The organism is Brucella tritici (assembly GCF_902825325.1).
Classification (GTDB): domain Bacteria; phylum Pseudomonadota; class Alphaproteobacteria; order Rhizobiales; family Rhizobiaceae; genus Brucella.
In genome coordinates, this window is sequence record NZ_CADEAR010000011.1 from 170,292 (window position 1) to 187,806 (window position 17,515).

Sequence of the window (17,515 nt, forward strand, 5' to 3'; positions counted from 1 at the left end):
ACGGCAAGCCGTCTCATCCGGCGGGAGGTGCCGGTCAGTTTTTGGGTGCATTTATACGAGCGGGATATCGTCCGGCTCGCGGAATGCTGAAGGAGGAAATCATGTCGGAAAAGCTTTACCCGGTCCTTGCCGAGGCAAAGAGAAACACGCTCATCGACAACGCAACTTATCTTGAATGGTATCAGGAAAGCGTGAGCGACCCGGACAGCTTCTGGGCAAAGCACGGACGACGCATCGACTGGTTCAAGCCTTTCACCAAGGTCAAGAACACCGATTTCAACGGCGACGTGTCCATCAAATGGTATGAGGACGGCGTTACCAACGTTTCCTATAACTGTATTGACCGCCACCTGAAGAGCCGTGGCGATCAAGTCGCCATCATCTGGGAAGGCGACAATCCCTATATCGACAAGAAGATCACCTATCGCGAACTGCATGAGAATGTCTGCCGCCTCGCAAATGTGCTGAAGAAGCACGGCGTGAAAAAGGGCGACCGCGTCACGATCTATCTGCCGATGATCCCGGAAGCGGCCTATGCGATGCTGGCCTGCGCGCGCATCGGCGCTGTGCACTCGGTCGTCTTCGCCGGTTTCTCGCCGGAGGCACTGGCCGGTCGTATCGTCGACTGCGAATCCACTTTCGTCATCACGGCCGATGAAGGCGTGCGCGGCGGCAAGCCGGTTCCGCTGAAGGAAAACACCGATACCGCCATCGACATTGCTGCCAAGCAATATGTCATGGTCAACAAGGTTCTCACCGTGCGCCGCACCGGCGGCAAGGTGAGCTGGGGACCGGGTCGCGACCTCTGGTATCATCAGGAAGTCGCGAGCGTCGAACCGACCTGCGACCCGGAACCGATGAATGCGGAAGACCCGCTCTTCATCCTCTATACCTCCGGCTCGACCGGCAAGCCGAAGGGCGTGCTGCACACGACGGCTGGCTATCTCGTCTATGCATCGATGACGCACCAATATGTCTTCGACTATCATGACGGCGACATTTACTGGTGCACGGCGGATGTGGGCTGGGTGACGGGCCATTCCTATATCGTCTACGGCCCACTGGCCAACGGCGCGACGACATTGATGTTCGAGGGCGTGCCCAACTTCCCCGATCAGGGACGTTTCTGGGAAGTCGTCGACAAGCATCACGTCAACATCTTCTACACGGCCCCGACGGCCATCCGCGCCCTGATGGGCGCCGGCGATGAATTCGTCACCCGCTCGTCGCGCTCGACGCTACGCCTGCTCGGCTCGGTCGGCGAGCCGATCAATCCGGAAGCCTGGGAATGGTATTACAACGTCGTTGGTGACCAGCGGTCGCCGATTGTCGATACATGGTGGCAGACGGAAACCGGCGGCATTCTCATCACCCCGCTGCCCGGCGCAACGGACCTCAAGCCGGGTTCGGCAACGCGTCCTTTCTTCGGTATCAAGCCGGAACTGGTGGACAATGAAGGTGCCGTGGTTGAAGGTGCCGTGGACGGTAATCTCTGCATCATCGACAGCTGGCCAGGCCAGATGCGCACGCTTTACGGCGATCACGGGCGCTTCATCGAAGCTTATTTCTCGACCTATAAGGGCAAGTACTTCACCGGCGACGGCTGCCGTCGCGACGAAGACGGCTATTACTGGATCACGGGTCGCGTCGACGACGTGCTCAACATTTCCGGCCACCGCCTCGGCACGGCGGAAATCGAATCGGCACTCGTCTCGCATCACTCGGTTTCAGAAGCCGCTGTCGTAGGCTATCCGCATCCGATCAAGGGACAGGGCATCTATTGCTATGTCACGCTGATGACCGGCGAGGCCGTTCAGGACGAAGATGCGCTACGCAAGGAACTGACCCAGCACGTGCGCAAGGAGATCGGTCCTATCGCCACGCCGGACAAGATACAGTTCTCGCCGGGCCTGCCGAAAACCCGCTCGGGCAAGATCATGCGCCGCATCCTGCGCAAGATCGCCGAAGACGAGTTTGGTGCACTGGGCGATACCTCGACGCTGGCTGATCCGGGCGTCGTGGACGATTTGATCGAAAATCGCCAGAACAAGAAGTGACAAACAAAAAGGCCGGGAAGTTCCCGGCCTTTTCACATTGCGATTAGACATTCGCTTTCGACATCTATCGAATAGATTTTCCGCGCCGCAACGACCTGAAATATTTTTTCAAGCGGACGCATATGGGTGATCTCCCAAGCCAGCCAACCATCTTCGAAATATGAGGCACAAGCCGCTTTCATATCGTCACGTGTAAAGGGCCGAACACGACCAATCCGGACCAGTGCTACCGCATAGCCATCCGGATCGTAATCGCCATCTTTCTCCAGAAACCGCTGATTCTCGACAATCAGCAAATCTTCGCCTGCATTGAGATTGGGAACCCAGCGTCTCACCTCCAGGGTTTTCTCCCCAGACGCTATTCGGCGACCGCTTGGAGCGACGATCGAGATTGCTTTTACCAGCATCGATAATCGATCCTCACAGGATAATCAGAAATCGATCGACCGACCCTTTATCTCCCAATCGCCGAAACGGGCTGGATCCTTGCCGCCGCGTCCGCCGATTTCGCGGGGTGCTTCGTTTGCCTTTTCAGCTAAGCGGCGCGCCTCGGCTTCCTTCAGCGCGCGCTGGGCAGCAGGCGGCAGGTCTTCGAACGTGCGCTTGTCTACGTTTTCCGGGCTTTGGGTTGCTTCGGTTTTTTCGCTCATCGATCACATTCCTGTTGGCTGCATCAGCTCCCATTATTGAAGCGAAGCCTGTTCATACCCATCATATAGGCAGAAAGGTATCTGGTGCAAAACCCTTGCGGGTCATGTAGCCTAAGATTTGGAGACCGCCACGGATGAATATGACAAAAACTGCCATGCTGATCGCCCTCATGACGGTCATGTTCATGAGCATCGGCTATTTGCTGGGCGGTGGCGGCGGCATGATGATTGCGCTTGTGATTGCAGTCGCCATGAACCTGTTCGGCTACTGGAACTCCGACAAGATGGTGCTGCGCATGTACAATGCGCAGCAAGTGGACGAGCGCAGCGCGCCGGACTATTACCGCATGGTGAGCGGCCTTGCCGCCAATGCGGGCCTTCCCATGCCGAAAGTCTATATCATCCACGAAGACCAGCCGAACGCTTTTGCCACAGGCCGCAATCCCGAAAATGCTGCCGTTGCAGCCACAACCGGGCTCCTCAACCGCCTGACGCCGGAAGAGGTCGCTGGCGTGATGGCGCATGAGCTGGCACACGTCCAGAACCGCGACACGCTGACCATGACAATCGTGGCAACCCTTGCCGGTGCCATATCCATGCTCGGCAATTTTGCTTTCTTCCTTGGCGGCAACCGCGAGAACGGCAACGGCATCATGGGCGTCGTCGGCACCATTCTTGCCATGATCGTCGCTCCCTTTGCCGCGATGATCGTACAGATGGCCGTCAGCCGCACCCGCGAATATGCCGCCGACAAGCGCGGCGCGGAAATCTGCGGCAATCCGCTGTGGCTGTCCTCGGCGCTGGGCAAGATCGCGCGCGGAGCCAAGGCCATCCCGAACGAGGAAGCCGAACACAACCCCGCGACCGCGCATATGTTCATCATCAATCCCTTGAGCGGGCGTGGAGCGGACAATCTTTTCTCGACACATCCCGACACCGACAACCGTATTGCAGCACTGGAACAGATGGCTGCCGAAATGGGCATCCGCTCCGCTGGAATGACACCGCGTGCCGCTGCCCCTTCCCAAAGCAGTGGTCCATGGGGTAATGCAGGTAGTAACAGCAATGGCGGTTCCGGTTATCGAGGGCCGTGGTCATAGAGCATGATCCCGAAAAGTGGGAACCGCCTACGCGGAGAAAACAGTCCACTGGACTGTTTTCTGATCCCGCTTCGATCGGACAAGATCATGCTTAAACAGACATCATCTGATAAAGCAGAACAGTGTGAACGATAAAAAGCCCGCGCCGAAGCGTGGAAACAAAAAGCCACAATCCAACAACAGCGCTGCAGAGCTGCGCCCCGGTCTAGCCGCGCGCCTGACTGCGGCGCGGCTGCTTGGCGCGGTGATTGAAAAGAACACCTCGCTTGACGGCCTGACCGACAATACCCACGGTCATCCGCAATATCTGGCGCTGGAGCCGCGCGACCGCGCACTGGTTCGCGCTATTCTGGGTTCTGCGCTGCGCAATCGCGGCAGCATCGAACGCGCCATCAACAAGCGGCTCGACCGGCCATTGCCGGAAAATGCCGTGGCGCTGAAGCATCTTCTGCATGTCGCCATCGCGCAGATTTTCTATCTGAACCTGCCCGACCATTCGGCGGTCGATCTTGCGGTGGAAGCGGCGAACAACGATCCGCGCAACCGCAAATATGCCGGTCTCGTCAATGCACTGCTGCGTCGCCTTTCGCGCAACAAGGAACGTGCTCTCGCCCACACGCTTGAGCCCGAAACCAATGTGCCGGAGTGGTTTGCCAAAAGCATCACCGACGCCTATGGCGCGGAAAAAGCAGCAGCCATTCTCGCCATGCATGCCTATGAGCCGCCGATCGATTTCACGGTCAAGGGCGACGCAAAGGCGTGGGCCGAAAAGCTCGGCGGCGTAGCATTGCCCAATGGTTCGGTGCGCCTGCAAACGGTTGAGGGTAATCTCACCGACCTGCCCGGCTTTGCCGAGGGCGACTGGTGGGTGCAGGATGTGGCCGCGAGCCTGCCTGCGCGCCTGATGGGTGATATCAAGGACAAACGGGTTGCCGACCTGTGCGCCGCCCCCGGCGGCAAGACCGCGCAGCTTGTGCTTCAGGGCGCCGACGTGACTGCGCTCGACCTGTCCGAAAACCGGCTCAAGCGCCTGCGTGGCAACCTGGAACGGCTCGGTTTCGAGGCGAAGACCGTCGCCACCAATCTGATGGATTTCCAGCCGGACGAACTGTTCGACGCCGTGCTTCTGGATGCGCCGTGCTCTTCCACCGGCACGGTGCGCCGTCACCCGGACGTGCCGTGGACCAAGACGCCGCAGGACATTGCAAAACTCGCGGAACTTCAGGGCAAGCTTTTGGCCCACGCAGCTACTCTGGTCAAACCCGGCGGCGTAATCGTCTTTTCCAATTGTTCGCTGCATCCGCTCGAAGGCGAGGAAATGGCCCGCAAGGCGGCGGAAAATCCGCTGCTGGAGCCTTTCCCGATTACGGAGCAGGATTGCGCCGGATTGGATGGGTTGGTGACGGCGGAAGGTTTTCTACGATCCACTCCGGCAGACCTGCCGCCGGATCGTTTTGAGGGCAATCCGCAAATGGCTGGCATGGACGGCTTCTTCGCGGCCCGCTTCAAGCGCATATAGCAATCGCTGATAAATTAGCAAAACTGGCATAGGATGCATGACTTGCATCCTATGGTTAACGCTCGATTCACCATTTCAGTACAATTGTATCAAAGGACACCGGCTGTTCGATCTGGCCGCAGAATAATGAAAAACGATAAGGAGAAAGACCGGGTGGCAGTTGCCCTCAGCGAAACCCCGCACCTTTGGGGACTGGCCGTTGCACAGGCTTGGCGCAAGTTCAGCCGCCGTCTGCGCATGGGGCCTCTCTATCGCTGGCGCTTCACCGGCTTTACGCCGGACCGTATCCTGATCGCACCGCCTGATCTGCGCGTCGCCGACCCGCAATTGGCGCAGGAATTCTACCACGGCCGTTTTGCGCTGGCCGGTCGTCTGGTCGAAACCGGCGGATTGTCGCCCTTCGCTGTCGAACCTCCGACGCCGGAATGGGAAGCAGCACTTCAGAGTTTCGGCTGGCTGCGCCATCTGAAAAGCGCCAATAGCGAACTGGCAACCGCCAACGCGCGCGCGCTCGTAGATGACTGGATGCGCATGTTCGGCAAGCGGATCGGTGGCATCGCCTGGTCGCCGGAAGTCACCGCCCAGCGCATCATCGCCTGGCTCCAGCATTCGAACCTCATTCTGTCGGGTGCCGAACTCCCCGCCTATCGCCGCTTCATGCGTTCGCTGGCCATGCAGGTACGTTACCTGCGCACCGTTGCAGCCGCCATGGATGATGGCGAAGAACGCTTACGCGCCCGCATCGCATTGGCATTCGCCGCTCTGGCTCTGCCTGTTTCGCCGCCGACTGCACGCGCCGCCCGGCGCAATCTCGAATATGAACTGAAACGCCAGATTCTGCCCGATGGCGGGCATATCTCGCGCAATCCCGTTACGGTTCTGGAACTTTTGGCCGATCTTTTGCCGCTTCGCCAGACCTATGCCAATGGCACGGAAGCACCGCCCAAGGCGCTGATCGAAGCCGTTGAGCGCATGTTGCCAGCACTGCGTTTCTTCCGCCATCAGGATGGCAGCCTTGCGCTTTTCAACGGCGTCGGCCCGACCATGCCGGAACGCATCATCTCGGTTCTCAGGCATGATGAGACCGCCGGATCACCGCTGACCCATGCCCCCTATTCCGGCTATGAACGGCTTTCGATGGGTTCGACCACCATCATCGCCGATACCGGACTGCCGCCGCCGGTCACCGCATCGCGGGATGCCCATGCCGGTTGTCTCGCCTTCGAAATGTCCTCCGGGCGCCAGCGCTATATCGTCAATTCCGGCATCGACCGTTTCGGTCCGCCGGAATTTCGTCCATTGGGCCGCTCGACGGCTGCGCACTCCACCGCCACCATCAACGACACCTCCTCGTGCCGTTTCAGCCTCAATGTCGGCCTTTCCAACATGATCGGCACCCCGATTATTGCAGGCCCCACCCGCGTGCAGCGCGACCGGATCGAGGAAATGGGGCGACAGGGTTTCGTCGCCAGCCATGACGGCTATGCGCGCCTGTTCGGCATCTATCACGAACGCCGCCTCGTGCTGTCGCATAATGGCAGCGTCATTCAGGGTGCCGACCGGTTCTATCGTGGCGATGGCCGTCCGTTGAAGGCAAACGGACGCGACAATATTGCCGTCCGTTTCCACCTGCATCCGTCGGTCGATATTTCCTTCGATGAGAATGGGTTGATCGTTCTGTCGGCGGACCGCGACGATACCTGGGTCTTCTCCTGTTTTGAAGTTGCGCCGCAGCTGGAGGATTCGATCTTCTTTGCAGGCTTCCGCGGCCCCGTGACGTCGAAGCAGATCGTGCTCTCCTTCCCGGCATCAGAATTGCCGGAAGTGAACTGGCAGTTCAGCCGCGTCGCACTCGGCAGTTACGTATAATCTGCCTCCCGCTGCTCCCCCTTCGAGACGGCGCTGCGCGCCTCCTCAGGATGAGGGTGGAGCGTAATCAATGAGCCTCGACGAACGGCACGCGGCGTTTGCGAGCCGGTAGCGACAGATCCATTCTGAAATACTCTTCAAGCACCAACGCCCTCACCCTGAGGAGGCGCGCAGCGCCGTCTCGAAGGGTCGAGGGTCAATGGGATCGAATGCGGAGCAAGAAATACCTCTTCACCGTTCTTTTCCGGCCTTTTGCGGTAGGATTCTCGGCGCGTCTGTGTTAGGGCGAGCCGTCCACTTTCCTGAACGCATCCGTTTCAGCAACGAAGAGACCAACTCCCTATGGCTGTCAGCTCCAAGCATATTCCCGCTCCCGATCTTCATCGGGTGCGCCGCGCCCTCCTTTCTGTTTCCGACAAAACCGGCCTGATCGATTTCGCCAAAGCGCTTCACGCGCAGGGTATCGAAATCCTCTCGACAGGCGGCACCGCCAAGTCGATTGCCGCCGAAGGCATTCCGGTGAAGGATGTATCCGAAGTAACCGGCTTTCCGGAAATCATGGACGGGCGCGTCAAGACGCTGCATCCGGCAGTCCATGGCGGCCTGCTCGCCGTACGCAATGACCCTGAACACGTCGCGGCCATGGAAGAACACGGTATTGGCGGCATCGATCTTGCTGTCATCAATCTTTATCCGTTCGAGGAAGTCCGCTTCAAGGGCGGCGACTACGACACCACCGTCGAGAACATCGACATTGGTGGCCCGGCGATGATCCGCGCTTCGGCCAAGAACCATGCCTATGTCGCAACGGTCGTTGATCCTGCCGACTATGCCGACGTCGTCGCCGAACTCGAAAAGAACAAAGGCTCCCTGCCGCTCGCCTTCCGCAAGAAGCTTGCCGCAAAAGCCTTCTCGCGCACGGCAGCCTATGATGCAGCCATTTCCAACTGGTTTGCCGAAGCAATCAACGAAGAAACCCCGACCTACCGCTCGGTCGCAGGCAAGCTGCATTCCGTCATGCGCTACGGTGAAAACCCGCACCAGACGGCTGGCTTCTATCTTACCGGCGAACAACGTCCGGGCGTCGCCACCGCGACCCAACTTCAGGGCAAGCAGCTCTCCTACAACAACATCAACGACACCGATGCGGCTTTTGAGCTGGTGGCCGAATTCGATCCTGCCCGTACCGCAGCCGTCGCCATCATCAAGCACGCCAATCCGTGCGGCGTGGCGGAAGCCGCAACGATCAAGGAAGCCTATCTCAAGGCGCTTGCCTGCGATCCGGTTTCGGCCTTTGGTGGCATCGTTGCGCTCAACCAGACACTCGATGAGGAAGCCGCTGAAGAGATCGTGAAAATCTTCACCGAAGTCATCATCGCACCGGATGCCACCGAAGGCGCACAGGCCATCGTCGCAGCCAAGAAGAACCTGCGTCTGCTCGTGACCGGCGGCCTGCCAGACCCACGCGCAAAGGGCATTGCCGCCAAGACCGTTGCCGGTGGTCTGCTGGTCCAGTCGCGCGACAACGGCGTGGTCGATGATCTCGATCTCAAGGTCGTTACCAAGCGTGCGCCGACCGAAGCCGAGCTCAACGATCTGAAATTTGCTTTCCGCGTCGGCAAGCATGTGAAGTCGAACGCCATCGTCTATGTGAAGGACGGCGCAACGGTCGGCATCGGCGCAGGCCAGATGAGCCGCGTGGATTCGGCCCGCATCGCAGCCCGCAAGGCTGAAGATGCTGCCGAAGCCGCAGGTCTTGCAGAACCGCTCACCAAGGGCTGCGTGGTCGCGTCCGATGCGTTCTTCCCGTTTGCCGACGGTCTGCTGTCCGCCGTTCAGGCCGGTGCAACCGCCGTCATCCAGCCGGGCGGCTCCATGCGGGACGACGAAGTGATCGCCGCCGCCGACGAACATGGCATCGCCATGGTCATGACCGGCATGCGCCACTTCCGACATTAGGGCTTCTACGCATTATCCTGCGCAAAACCGCTTCGCACTTTTGCTGGAAATGCTCTAACTCCTTATAAAAAAGCACTTATCGAGGCCCCGGAACCAACCATTCCGGGGCCTCGTTTTCATTGAGTTTCATATTGTTTCGTTTAAATTCGTTTTCAGCATAGACCGGATCAACGGAGGAGCCCGCCCCATGACGCAGTTTATCGGTTCCATCGACCAGGGAACCACGAGTTCGCGTTTCATCATTTTCGACAGGCAGGGCGATATCGTCGCGAGCGATCAGCGCGAACATGAGCAGATTTATCCGAAGGCGGGCTGGGTCGAACACAATCCGATAGAAATCTGGCGCAACACACAGCATGTCATTGCCGCCGCACTCAAAAAGGCAAAGCTGAAGGCGAGCGATATCGCTTCCGTCGGCATCACCAACCAGCGCGAAACCACCCTGCTCTGGGACAGACAAACCGGTGCGCCGCTCTATAATGCGGTTGTCTGGATGGATACGCGTACCGACGAACTTGTGGCCCGTTATACAAAGGAGGGCGGCGCAGACCAGTTGCGCGCCAAGACTGGCCTGCCGATCTCAACCTATTTCTCCGGCCTCAAGCTGCGCTGGATACTCGATCACGTTCCGGGTGCGCGTGAAAAAGCCGAAGCCGGAGACGCTCTTTTCGGGACCATCGACACATGGCTGGTCTGGAACCTCACCGGCGGCACCGATGGCGGCATTCACATCACCGATGCGACCAATGCGTCTCGAACTCAGCTCATGGACCTTTCGACGCTGAAATGGGACGAGGGCATCCTCCGTCTGTTCGATATTCCGTCGGCCTGCCTGCCGGAAATCCGCTCTTCGAGCGAGGTCTATGGCGAAATCACCGTACCCTCACTTTCCGGCGTCAAGCTTGCGGGCATTCTGGGCGACCAGCAGGCAGCACTCTTCGGTCAGGCCTGTCTGGAACCGGGCGAAGCCAAGAATACCTACGGCACTGGCTGCTTTATGCTCATGAACACCGGCGAGAAACTGGTGCCCTCCAATTACGGCTTGCTGACCACGGTCGCCTACAAGCTTGACGGTGCGAAGCCGGTCTATGCGTTGGAGGGTTCGATTGCCATTACCGGCGCTCTGGTGCAGTGGCTTCGCGACAATCTCGGCATCATCAGGAACAGCGGCGACATCGAAACCCTGGCGCGGACGGTGGAAGACAATGGCGACGTCTATTTCGTTCCGGCCTTTTCCGGCCTCTTTGCACCGCACTGGCAGGACTCAGCGCGCGGTATCATCGCCGGCCTCACCCGCTTTGCCAACAAGGGCCACATCGCGCGCGCGGCTCTGGAGGCGAGCGCCTATCAGGTCCGCGAAGTTCTGGAAGCCATGGTCAAGGATTCCGGCGTCGAGATCACGGAGCTGCGCGCCGATGGCGGCATGACCATTAACGACCTTCTCATGCAGTTCCAGTCCGACATTCTGGATGTGCCGGTCGTGCGCCCGAAAATCATCGAGACGACGGCGCTGGGTGCTGCCTATGCGGCCGGGCTTGCCGTCGGCTACTGGAAATCCACGCAGGATATCGTGGAAAACTGGCAGGTGGGCCATCGCTGGCATCCGCGAATGTCATCGGAGGAAAGCACGCGCTTGTTCAACGCGTGGGAAAAGGCCGTGCAACGTTCGCTCGGCTGGGTCGAGTAAACAGCGCTCCAGAGCATGTCTCCCGAAAGTGGAAACCGGTTTCGGGATAAAGACATACGTAAAAACAAACAGACAGAGTATTTTCAATGATTCAATCAAAACAGGAAATACTCTATCCGTCAGCGGGATATGGCGTTTTGGCCGTCAATATCAAGCCGGCTAAAAAAAACAGGATAAGCACCGACATTCCCATCGCCGATGAAGATGTAAGTGCCGTAACACTTGCCACCAGGAAGGGCCCCATAAAGCTGGTTGCCCTTCCCGACAGGGCGTAGATTCCGAAATACCGGCCTGCGTCTGCGGGATTGATACTGCGGGCGAACCATGATCGCGACGATGCCTGTACCGGACCGAAGGCCAGTCCCAGCATGATGCCATAAATCAGAAAAACCTGTTCTCCCGGCATGGCAAACAATTTATCCGAGGGAGTGTTCTCAACGGCGACAAGACCAAACAGCAAAGAATGGCTTCCCGTCGAGACGAACCCGATGGAAGCCAGCAACAGCAGAGCCACGGAGATCATGACGACGACCTTGGAACCGAAGCGCGAGTCCATCCAGCTGGCTATCAGGCAGCTGAAAATCGCTATCACAATGGTGAACATACCGTAGAGACCGATCTCGGTGATCGACCAGTGGAACAAGGAGGCGGCATAGCCTGCCCCCATAACAGTCATCGAGTTCACGCCGTCCTGATAAATCATCCGGGCAACTAGAAACCGCGCGATCCCTGGATGCTTGCGCACTTCACTCAGAGTGGACCGCAATTCGGACAGGCCGCTGCCGATTGCCTGCTTCAGCGGTTTTCCCCGCGCCTGATCGGGTGTGAACAGAAACATCGGCAGAATGAACACCAGATACCAGATGGCTGAGAGCGGCCCCGTAATGCGGGCGTCCTCCCCCTGCACCGGATCGAGTCCGAACAGAGGCGTCATACCGATAACCGTTTTGCCGGTTTCAGGTGACGCGGAAAGACAAAGGACAACAAAGAACAGAACGATCATGCCGCCCAGATAGCCGAGCCCCCAGGCAAGGTTCGACACCCTTCCAATATGTTCGCGAGGCACCAGACGCGGCATCATGGAATCGTTGAAGACGATGGAAAATTCCGCCGAGATCATGGCGATGCTGAAAGCAAGGAGCACCCAGAACATGTTCGCCCCCGGCACTGCAAACCAGAGTGTCAGAAGGCTCACAATCTTCAGGACAGCGAAAAAGCCAATCCACGGTTTGCGCGCGCCGGTCTGATCGGCAATCGAGCCGAGAACGGGGGAGAGAATGGCGATAACGAAGCTGGCGGCAGCGACACCATAGCCCCATGCGATCTGACCGTCATGCGCCGTGGCTGCCATGCGCGATATGAAGTAAGGGCCGAAGATGAACGTCACAACGACCGTAAAGAAAGGCTGAGCGGCCCAGTCGAAGAAAATCCAACCCCATACACCGCGCCGCGAGGCATAGCCGCGCGCAGTCAGAACCTGATCGCTCAATTGCTCTTTCCTTCCCCCGGACCAGAAGCAGTTTCCGACTACAGCATCATGCGTCCAAATGGACGCACAGCGCTCTAAAGACCGGCCAGTCGATCGGATGCTTCTCTTTTATTAGCAAGATCATATAACCCGAAAGGCGTGAGCAAAAGAAACAAAAAGGGCGACCGAAGCCGCCCTTTTGCAAGATTATGTCGTTGTTTTCTACTGTGCCAGATCGGACATCAGGCCCGCTGCAACCGCCAGTCGCGAGACTGTCAGGTCACCACCTTCCGTCAGCGCCACCATACGGCTCTTCACCTGCTCGATGCGCGCGCCATCGGCAGCAAACCAGGCTGCTGCCGGGTCCTTCTCCTTGGCAAAACGCTTGAGCGCCGCAATGGTGATGCCGCGTGCGGCCTGCGTGATCGTATCGCTTGCTCGTGACAGAGCAAGCCCGTCATAATAGTCCGTGACGGGGATGGAGCGCGCGGCTTCCTCGATGCGTCCGATGCGGAAAGCTTCCGAAACACCGAAATAGGTCTTGGCGGTTACCACCCGGTCGGCATCGGCCAGATGCGCGATCAGCGCAATGTCCGGCATGATGCCTGCAAGCTGCAGATTGGCAAGACGCTGGGCCAGCTTTTCCGGTGCACCCTTTTCCACGAAAGCAGCCTTGTCGGCCTGCAGCGTGCTTTTCAGATATTCCGGCATCAGACCGTCGAAACGCGGTTCCAGCTCGGCACGTGCCCTGGTGATCGTATCCACCAGTTCCGTCAGGTTGGCGCGTGTCGTGTCGTTGCGCAGCACCCAGGCCGTCGTCGCCTGCAACATTTCGCCGACGAGATGGTAGAACTGGTTCTGCACATCGCCCGGCACCTTGCTGTCGAGTGCATCGATGGCATCATAGATCGTATCTATATCGAAACCGTCACGCACCGCCACATAGGCGCGGACGATATCGGCAGGCGACTTGCCGGTCGTATCGGCCAGACGGCTGATGAAGGTGATACCGCCACGATTGATGACATCGTTTGCCAGCAAAGTAGCGACGATTTCACGGCGCAGGCGATGACCGGAGATTTCCTCGGCATAAGTCTTGGTCATGCGCTTCGGGAAATAGCCGAACAGCAGCGACTGGAAGTAGGGCTCGTCCGGAAGCTGGCTTGCCACCAGATCGTCCGACAGCGACAGCTTGGCATAAGCAAGCAGAACCGCCAGTTCCGGGCGTGTCAGCGGCTGGCCCGCCTTCTGGCGTTCAGCCAGAAGCGCATCGGACGGCAGATACTCGACCTTGCGATCAAGAAGCTTGCGATTTTCGAGTTCCGCCATGAACCGCGCCTGATAGGGCAGCTCTGCCAGACCCTGCCTCTCGCTGAGCGAAAGTGCCAGCGGCTGCAGATAGTTGTTGCGCAGAACGAGTTCCGACACATCATCGGTCATGCTGACCAGAAGCTTGTTGCGTGCCGGGCGCTTGAGATTGCCCGAACGCATGGCAGCGGCCAGAGCGATCTTGATATTGACCTCGACGTCCGAGCAGTTGACGCCTGCCGAATTGTCGATGGCGTCCGTATTACCGCGACCGCCTGCCAGCGCATATTCGATACGCCCGCGCTGCGTTACGCCAAGATTTGCACCTTCGCCGATCACCCGTGCACCAACTTCCGAACCGGTGATCCGGATCGCATCATTGGCGCGGTCGCCTACCTGCGCATCCGTTTCAGCAGACGAGCGGATATAGGTGCCGATACCGCCGAACCAGAGAAGATCGACCTTCGATTTCAGGATCGCGGTCATGATTTCCTGCGGCGTGCCGGAGGTCTTTCCAAGGCCGATGACTGCCGCTGCTTCCGGCGAGAGCGTAATCGTCTTCTGGCTGCGGCTATAAATGCCGCCGCCAGCCGAAAGCTTGGAACGGTCATAATCCTGCCAGCTCGAGCGCGGCAGTTCGAACAGACGCTTGCGCTCGGCAAAACCGTCGGCTGGAACCGGGTTCGGATCGATGAAGATGTCGCGATGGTCGAACGCAGCCACCAGCCTGATCTGCTCGGAAAGCAGCATGCCGTTGCCGAACACATCGCCCGACATATCGCCCACACCGGCAACCGTGAATGGTTCGGTCTGGATGTCCATGTCGAATTCACGGAAATGCCGCTTCACGGCTTCCCACGCGCCGCGCGCGGTGATGCCCATGCCCTTGTGGTCGTAGCCGGCGGAACCGCCCGAAGCGAAAGCATCGTCCAGCCAGAAATCATGCGCCTGGCTGATGGCGTTGGCCGTATCGGAGAAGGTGGCCGTGCCCTTGTCGGCAGCAACGACGAAATAAGGATCGTCATTGTCATGGCGCACGACTTCCGCCGGCGGCACGACATGATTGTCCTCGATATTGTCGGTGACGGACAAAAGCGTGGAGATGAACACCTTGTAGGCATCGCGACCGGCTTCGAACACTGCATTGCGATCGCCACCGACCGGCAGACGCTTCGGATAGAAGCCGCCCTTGGCGCCAACAGGGACGATTACCGCATTCTTGACCTGCTGTGCCTTCACGAGGCCCAGCACTTCAGTGCGATAATCCTGCGCGCGGTCCGACCAGCGCAGACCACCACGGGCGACAGCGCCAAAGCGCAGGTGCACGCCTTCCACTTCCGGCCCATAGACGAAGATTTCGCGATAGGGGCGCGGATTCGGCAGGCCTTCGACAAGGCGCGGATTGAGCTTGAAGGCAAAGGTGACGCGTGGCTTGCCTCCAGCATCCGGCTGATAGGCATTGGTGCGCAGCGTCGCTTCGATCAGATTGCGGAAACGGCGCAGGATCTGGTCGTCGTCGATGCTCGGCACGCCGAGCAATGCGGTCTCGATGGCATCGACCAGCTTCTTTTCAGCCGCATCACGCCGCTTGGCCGAGGGGTTGAAGCGCAAATCGAACAGCGAATAAAGATCGCTGGCGATTTCCGGGTAACGGTTCAGTGCTGCTGCGATGAAACCTTGCGAATAGGCAATGCCTGCCTGTTGCAGATAACGGCCATAGGAACGCAGGATCATGATCTGGCGTGCCGTCAGGCGCGCGGTCTGCACCAGTGCGTTATAGCCGTCATTGTCAGCCAGACCGTCCCAGACATTGCGGAACACATCTTCCAGCATCTCGCCATCGTCGGAAAGATCGACCGGCGCGCCATAGGCATTCACGAGCTGCATGTCGTGCACGTAAACGGCTGCACCGTCCTTGCCAGCATGCGGCAGATCGATGGTCTGCTCGCTGACGACGCGGAAGCCCATGTTTTCCAGAAGCGGCACACGCTGCGACAGCACAACCGGCGCACCGTGATGATAAAGCTTCAGCGAAACCGCATCAGGACCATCAGTGCGATAACGATAGAAGTCCACGAAAAGCGGAGCCTCTGCGCTCAAGCCAGCGATGCGCCCTGCATCGACCAGCGCTTCCGGCGCCGTGAAGATTTCGCGGTAGGACGGCGGGAAGCTTGCAGCAAGTGCGACGGTCTTCGCGTCCGCGCTGTCGGAGCTTTCACGTACGGCATCGTCCCATGTGCGAACGATGGAACGCACTTCCGCTTCCAGCGCTTCGCGATCCACATGCGGCGTGGAGCGCTCATGACGCCGGATGACAAACTGAACGCGCGTCAGGCCATTCTGCAGGAAGACCGGGTGGAATTCGAAACTGTCGCCGCCATAGACGTCGACCAGATAATGACCGATCTTCTCGCGCACGACCGAGTCGTAACGGTCACGCGGGATATAGACCAGCACGGTGGCAAAACGGCCAAAGCGATCGAGACGCGGAACGGCACGCACGCGCGGACGCTCGCCGAGAGCCAAAATCAGTTCGGCATTGGCCGTCAGGCTTTCCACATCGATCTGGAAAAGCTCGTCGCGCGGATATTCTTCCAGCACGTTGATGAGCGCCTTGCCCGAATGATCCTCGCGGTTGAAGCCCAGATGCTTGATGACGGCATCGGCTTTGGAGCGGATGAACGGAATGCCTGCGACCGAACTCGTATAGGCAACCGAGGTGAAGAGACCGACCAGGCGCAATTCGCCGATGGCCTCGCCCTTCTCGCCGAATATCTTCACGCCGACATAATCGAGATAGGAGCGACGATGCACCAGCGAAAGCGAATTCGCCTTGGTAACGATCAGCGGTTCGTTGCTGTCGAGGAATTCGGTTACCTCGCGCGGCGTGACCGTATCGTCGTCATCCTTGCGCAGGACGCGGACTTCATTGTCGTTGAGGATGCCGAGCGTTTCCTTGACCGGAACCAGTTCGCGCTTGTCGCCCTTGCCCTTGAAGGTCAGTTCGCGAAGGCCGAGGAAGATGAAACGGTCGTCGCGCAGCCATTCGAGAAACGCGATGGCTTCCGGCATGGCCGGATCGCTCGTCATTTCGGAAACGCGCTTGTAATCGGCAATTGCGCCATCGAGGCGCGCGAGCATCGGCTTCCAGTCGCTGACAGCGGCACGAACCTGTCCGAGCACGCGCTTGATGGCGGCAGTCAGGTCGGCCTTGGCCTGCTTGTTGAGGGCTGGAAGATGAATCTGTACCAGGCTGACGCGCTCAACGCCCTTGGCAGGAGCAAGCTGCGATGCTTCGCCCAGAATGACCAGCTCGTCCTTTTCGCGCGCAATATCCAGAACCGGATGCACGACCATGAAAATCTGGCTGGCATGATCGTTCAGCTCACCCATGATGGAATCGAGCAGGAACGGCATATTGTCGTTGACGATGGTGATGACGCTCACCGGGCGACCGTGGCGTTCGATACCGTTATCGACGCTGATGATGCTCTTGCCCTTGCGATAGGATTCGAGGGCGGCATAGCCGTGACGGGCTGAACTGTCGAGAGCGGCAGCGTCGTAAGCGGCCAGATCTTCTGGCGGCGCCCATTCGAAGAGAAGCTGCGAGAAGGCCGTAAGCGCCTTCGACTTTCCTCCCTTCTTCTCCTCCTTGCTTGCCTTGGAACCTTTAACCTTGCTCGACCGATCCTGCTTTGCAGTCACGTCGGATACTCCTGTCATGATGGCAATGCGCGCCAAACTAGCAGATTAGGCATTGGTTTCGATGGCAATTCGTTGAAAATAACGAAAAATTTCCCGGAAAGTCAGAAAGACCGTATTTAATCCATTTAATTTGGAACAAAACTTCGAAAACTTCCCGCGAAATTTCGGAATATGCCAGCGGATTTCTCCGCGA

General features: G+C 58.7%; 10 protein-coding genes. 6 read left to right on the forward strand and 4 right to left on the reverse strand.

From position 1 onward, the window contains the following. Positions 1–101: 101 nt before the first annotated feature. Positions 102–2,057: an acetate--CoA ligase gene (acs, locus tag HWX93_RS16895; protein WP_109989048.1), complete on the forward strand. Its 1,956-nt coding sequence runs from the start codon at positions 102–104 to the stop codon at positions 2,055–2,057. Positions 2,058–2,089: 32 nt separating this feature from the next. On the opposite strand, the gene HWX93_RS16900 is transcribed toward acs, so the two are convergent. Together HWX93_RS16900 and HWX93_RS16905 are read right to left on the reverse strand one after the other, a co-directional pair. Continuing rightward, positions 2,090–2,464 (reverse strand): ASCH domain-containing protein, encoded by a 375-nt coding sequence (locus HWX93_RS16900; protein WP_176038031.1) that lies wholly within the window; start codon positions 2,462–2,464, stop codon positions 2,090–2,092. A gap of 24 nt (positions 2,465–2,488) precedes the next feature. Beyond that, positions 2,489–2,707: a DUF1674 domain-containing protein gene (locus HWX93_RS16905; RefSeq protein WP_176038032.1), complete on the reverse strand. Its 219-nt coding sequence runs from the start codon at positions 2,705–2,707 to the stop codon at positions 2,489–2,491. 134 nt (positions 2,708–2,841) lie between these two features. On the opposite strand from HWX93_RS16905, the gene htpX reads away from it, so the two are divergent. The 5 genes from htpX to glpK all read left to right on the forward strand — a co-directional run bounded on the left by htpX (position 2,842) and on the right by glpK (position 10,841). Then, complete coding sequence (htpX, locus tag HWX93_RS16910) at positions 2,842–3,807, forward strand: zinc metalloprotease HtpX (protein ID WP_176038033.1); 966 nt, start codon at positions 2,842–2,844, stop codon at positions 3,805–3,807. A 124-nt stretch (positions 3,808–3,931) separates the two neighbouring features. Beyond that, positions 3,932–5,326 carry an RsmB/NOP family class I SAM-dependent RNA methyltransferase gene (locus tag HWX93_RS16915; protein WP_109988969.1) on the forward strand — a complete coding sequence of 465 codons (1,395 nt, stop codon included), beginning with the start codon at positions 3,932–3,934 and terminating at the stop codon, positions 5,324–5,326. A 126-nt stretch (positions 5,327–5,452) separates the two neighbouring features. Next, positions 5,453–7,195 carry a heparinase II/III family protein gene (locus tag HWX93_RS16920; protein WP_176038034.1) on the forward strand — a complete coding sequence of 581 codons (1,743 nt, stop codon included), beginning with the start codon at positions 5,453–5,455 and terminating at the stop codon, positions 7,193–7,195. Positions 7,196–7,537: 342 nt separating this feature from the next. Next, on the forward strand, positions 7,538–9,154 hold the full coding sequence (gene purH / locus HWX93_RS16925; RefSeq protein WP_176038035.1) for a bifunctional phosphoribosylaminoimidazolecarboxamide formyltransferase/IMP cyclohydrolase: 1,617 nt from the start codon (positions 7,538–7,540) through the stop codon (positions 9,152–9,154). Positions 9,155–9,341: 187 nt separating this feature from the next. Next, positions 9,342–10,841: a glycerol kinase GlpK gene (glpK, locus tag HWX93_RS16930; protein ID WP_176038036.1), complete on the forward strand. Its 1,500-nt coding sequence runs from the start codon at positions 9,342–9,344 to the stop codon at positions 10,839–10,841. Between the two features lie 112 nt (positions 10,842–10,953). On the opposite strand, the gene HWX93_RS16935 is transcribed toward glpK, so the two are convergent. Together HWX93_RS16935 and HWX93_RS16940 are read right to left on the reverse strand one after the other, a co-directional pair. Continuing rightward, positions 10,954–12,330, reverse strand: a complete 1,377-nt coding sequence (locus HWX93_RS16935) for an MFS transporter (protein ID WP_176038037.1) — start codon at positions 12,328–12,330, stop codon at positions 10,954–10,956. Positions 12,331–12,531: 201 nt separating this feature from the next. Next, entirely contained in the window at positions 12,532–17,322 is a 4,791-nt protein-coding gene (locus HWX93_RS16940; protein WP_176038052.1) for an NAD-glutamate dehydrogenase, read from the reverse strand. Positions 17,323–17,515: the final 193 nt, after the last annotated feature.

Excerpts from the sequence above, each read along its gene's own strand:
- acs (WP_109989048.1), top strand. The coding sequence starts at position 102 with ATGTCGGAAAAGCTTTACCCGGTCCTTGCCGAGGCAAAGAGAAACACG.
- HWX93_RS16900 (WP_176038031.1), bottom strand. The coding sequence starts at position 2,464 with ATGCTGGTAAAAGCAATCTCGATCGTCGCTCCAAGCGGTCGCCGAATA.
- HWX93_RS16920 (WP_176038034.1), top strand. The coding sequence starts at position 5,453 with ATGAAAAACGATAAGGAGAAAGACCGGGTGGCAGTTGCCCTCAGCGAA.
- htpX (WP_176038033.1), top strand. The coding sequence starts at position 2,842 with ATGAATATGACAAAAACTGCCATGCTGATCGCCCTCATGACGGTCATG.
- glpK (WP_176038036.1), top strand. The coding sequence starts at position 9,342 with ATGACGCAGTTTATCGGTTCCATCGACCAGGGAACCACGAGTTCGCGT.
- HWX93_RS16905 (WP_176038032.1), bottom strand. The coding sequence starts at position 2,707 with ATGAGCGAAAAAACCGAAGCAACCCAAAGCCCGGAAAACGTAGACAAG.
- purH (WP_176038035.1), top strand. The coding sequence starts at position 7,538 with ATGGCTGTCAGCTCCAAGCATATTCCCGCTCCCGATCTTCATCGGGTG.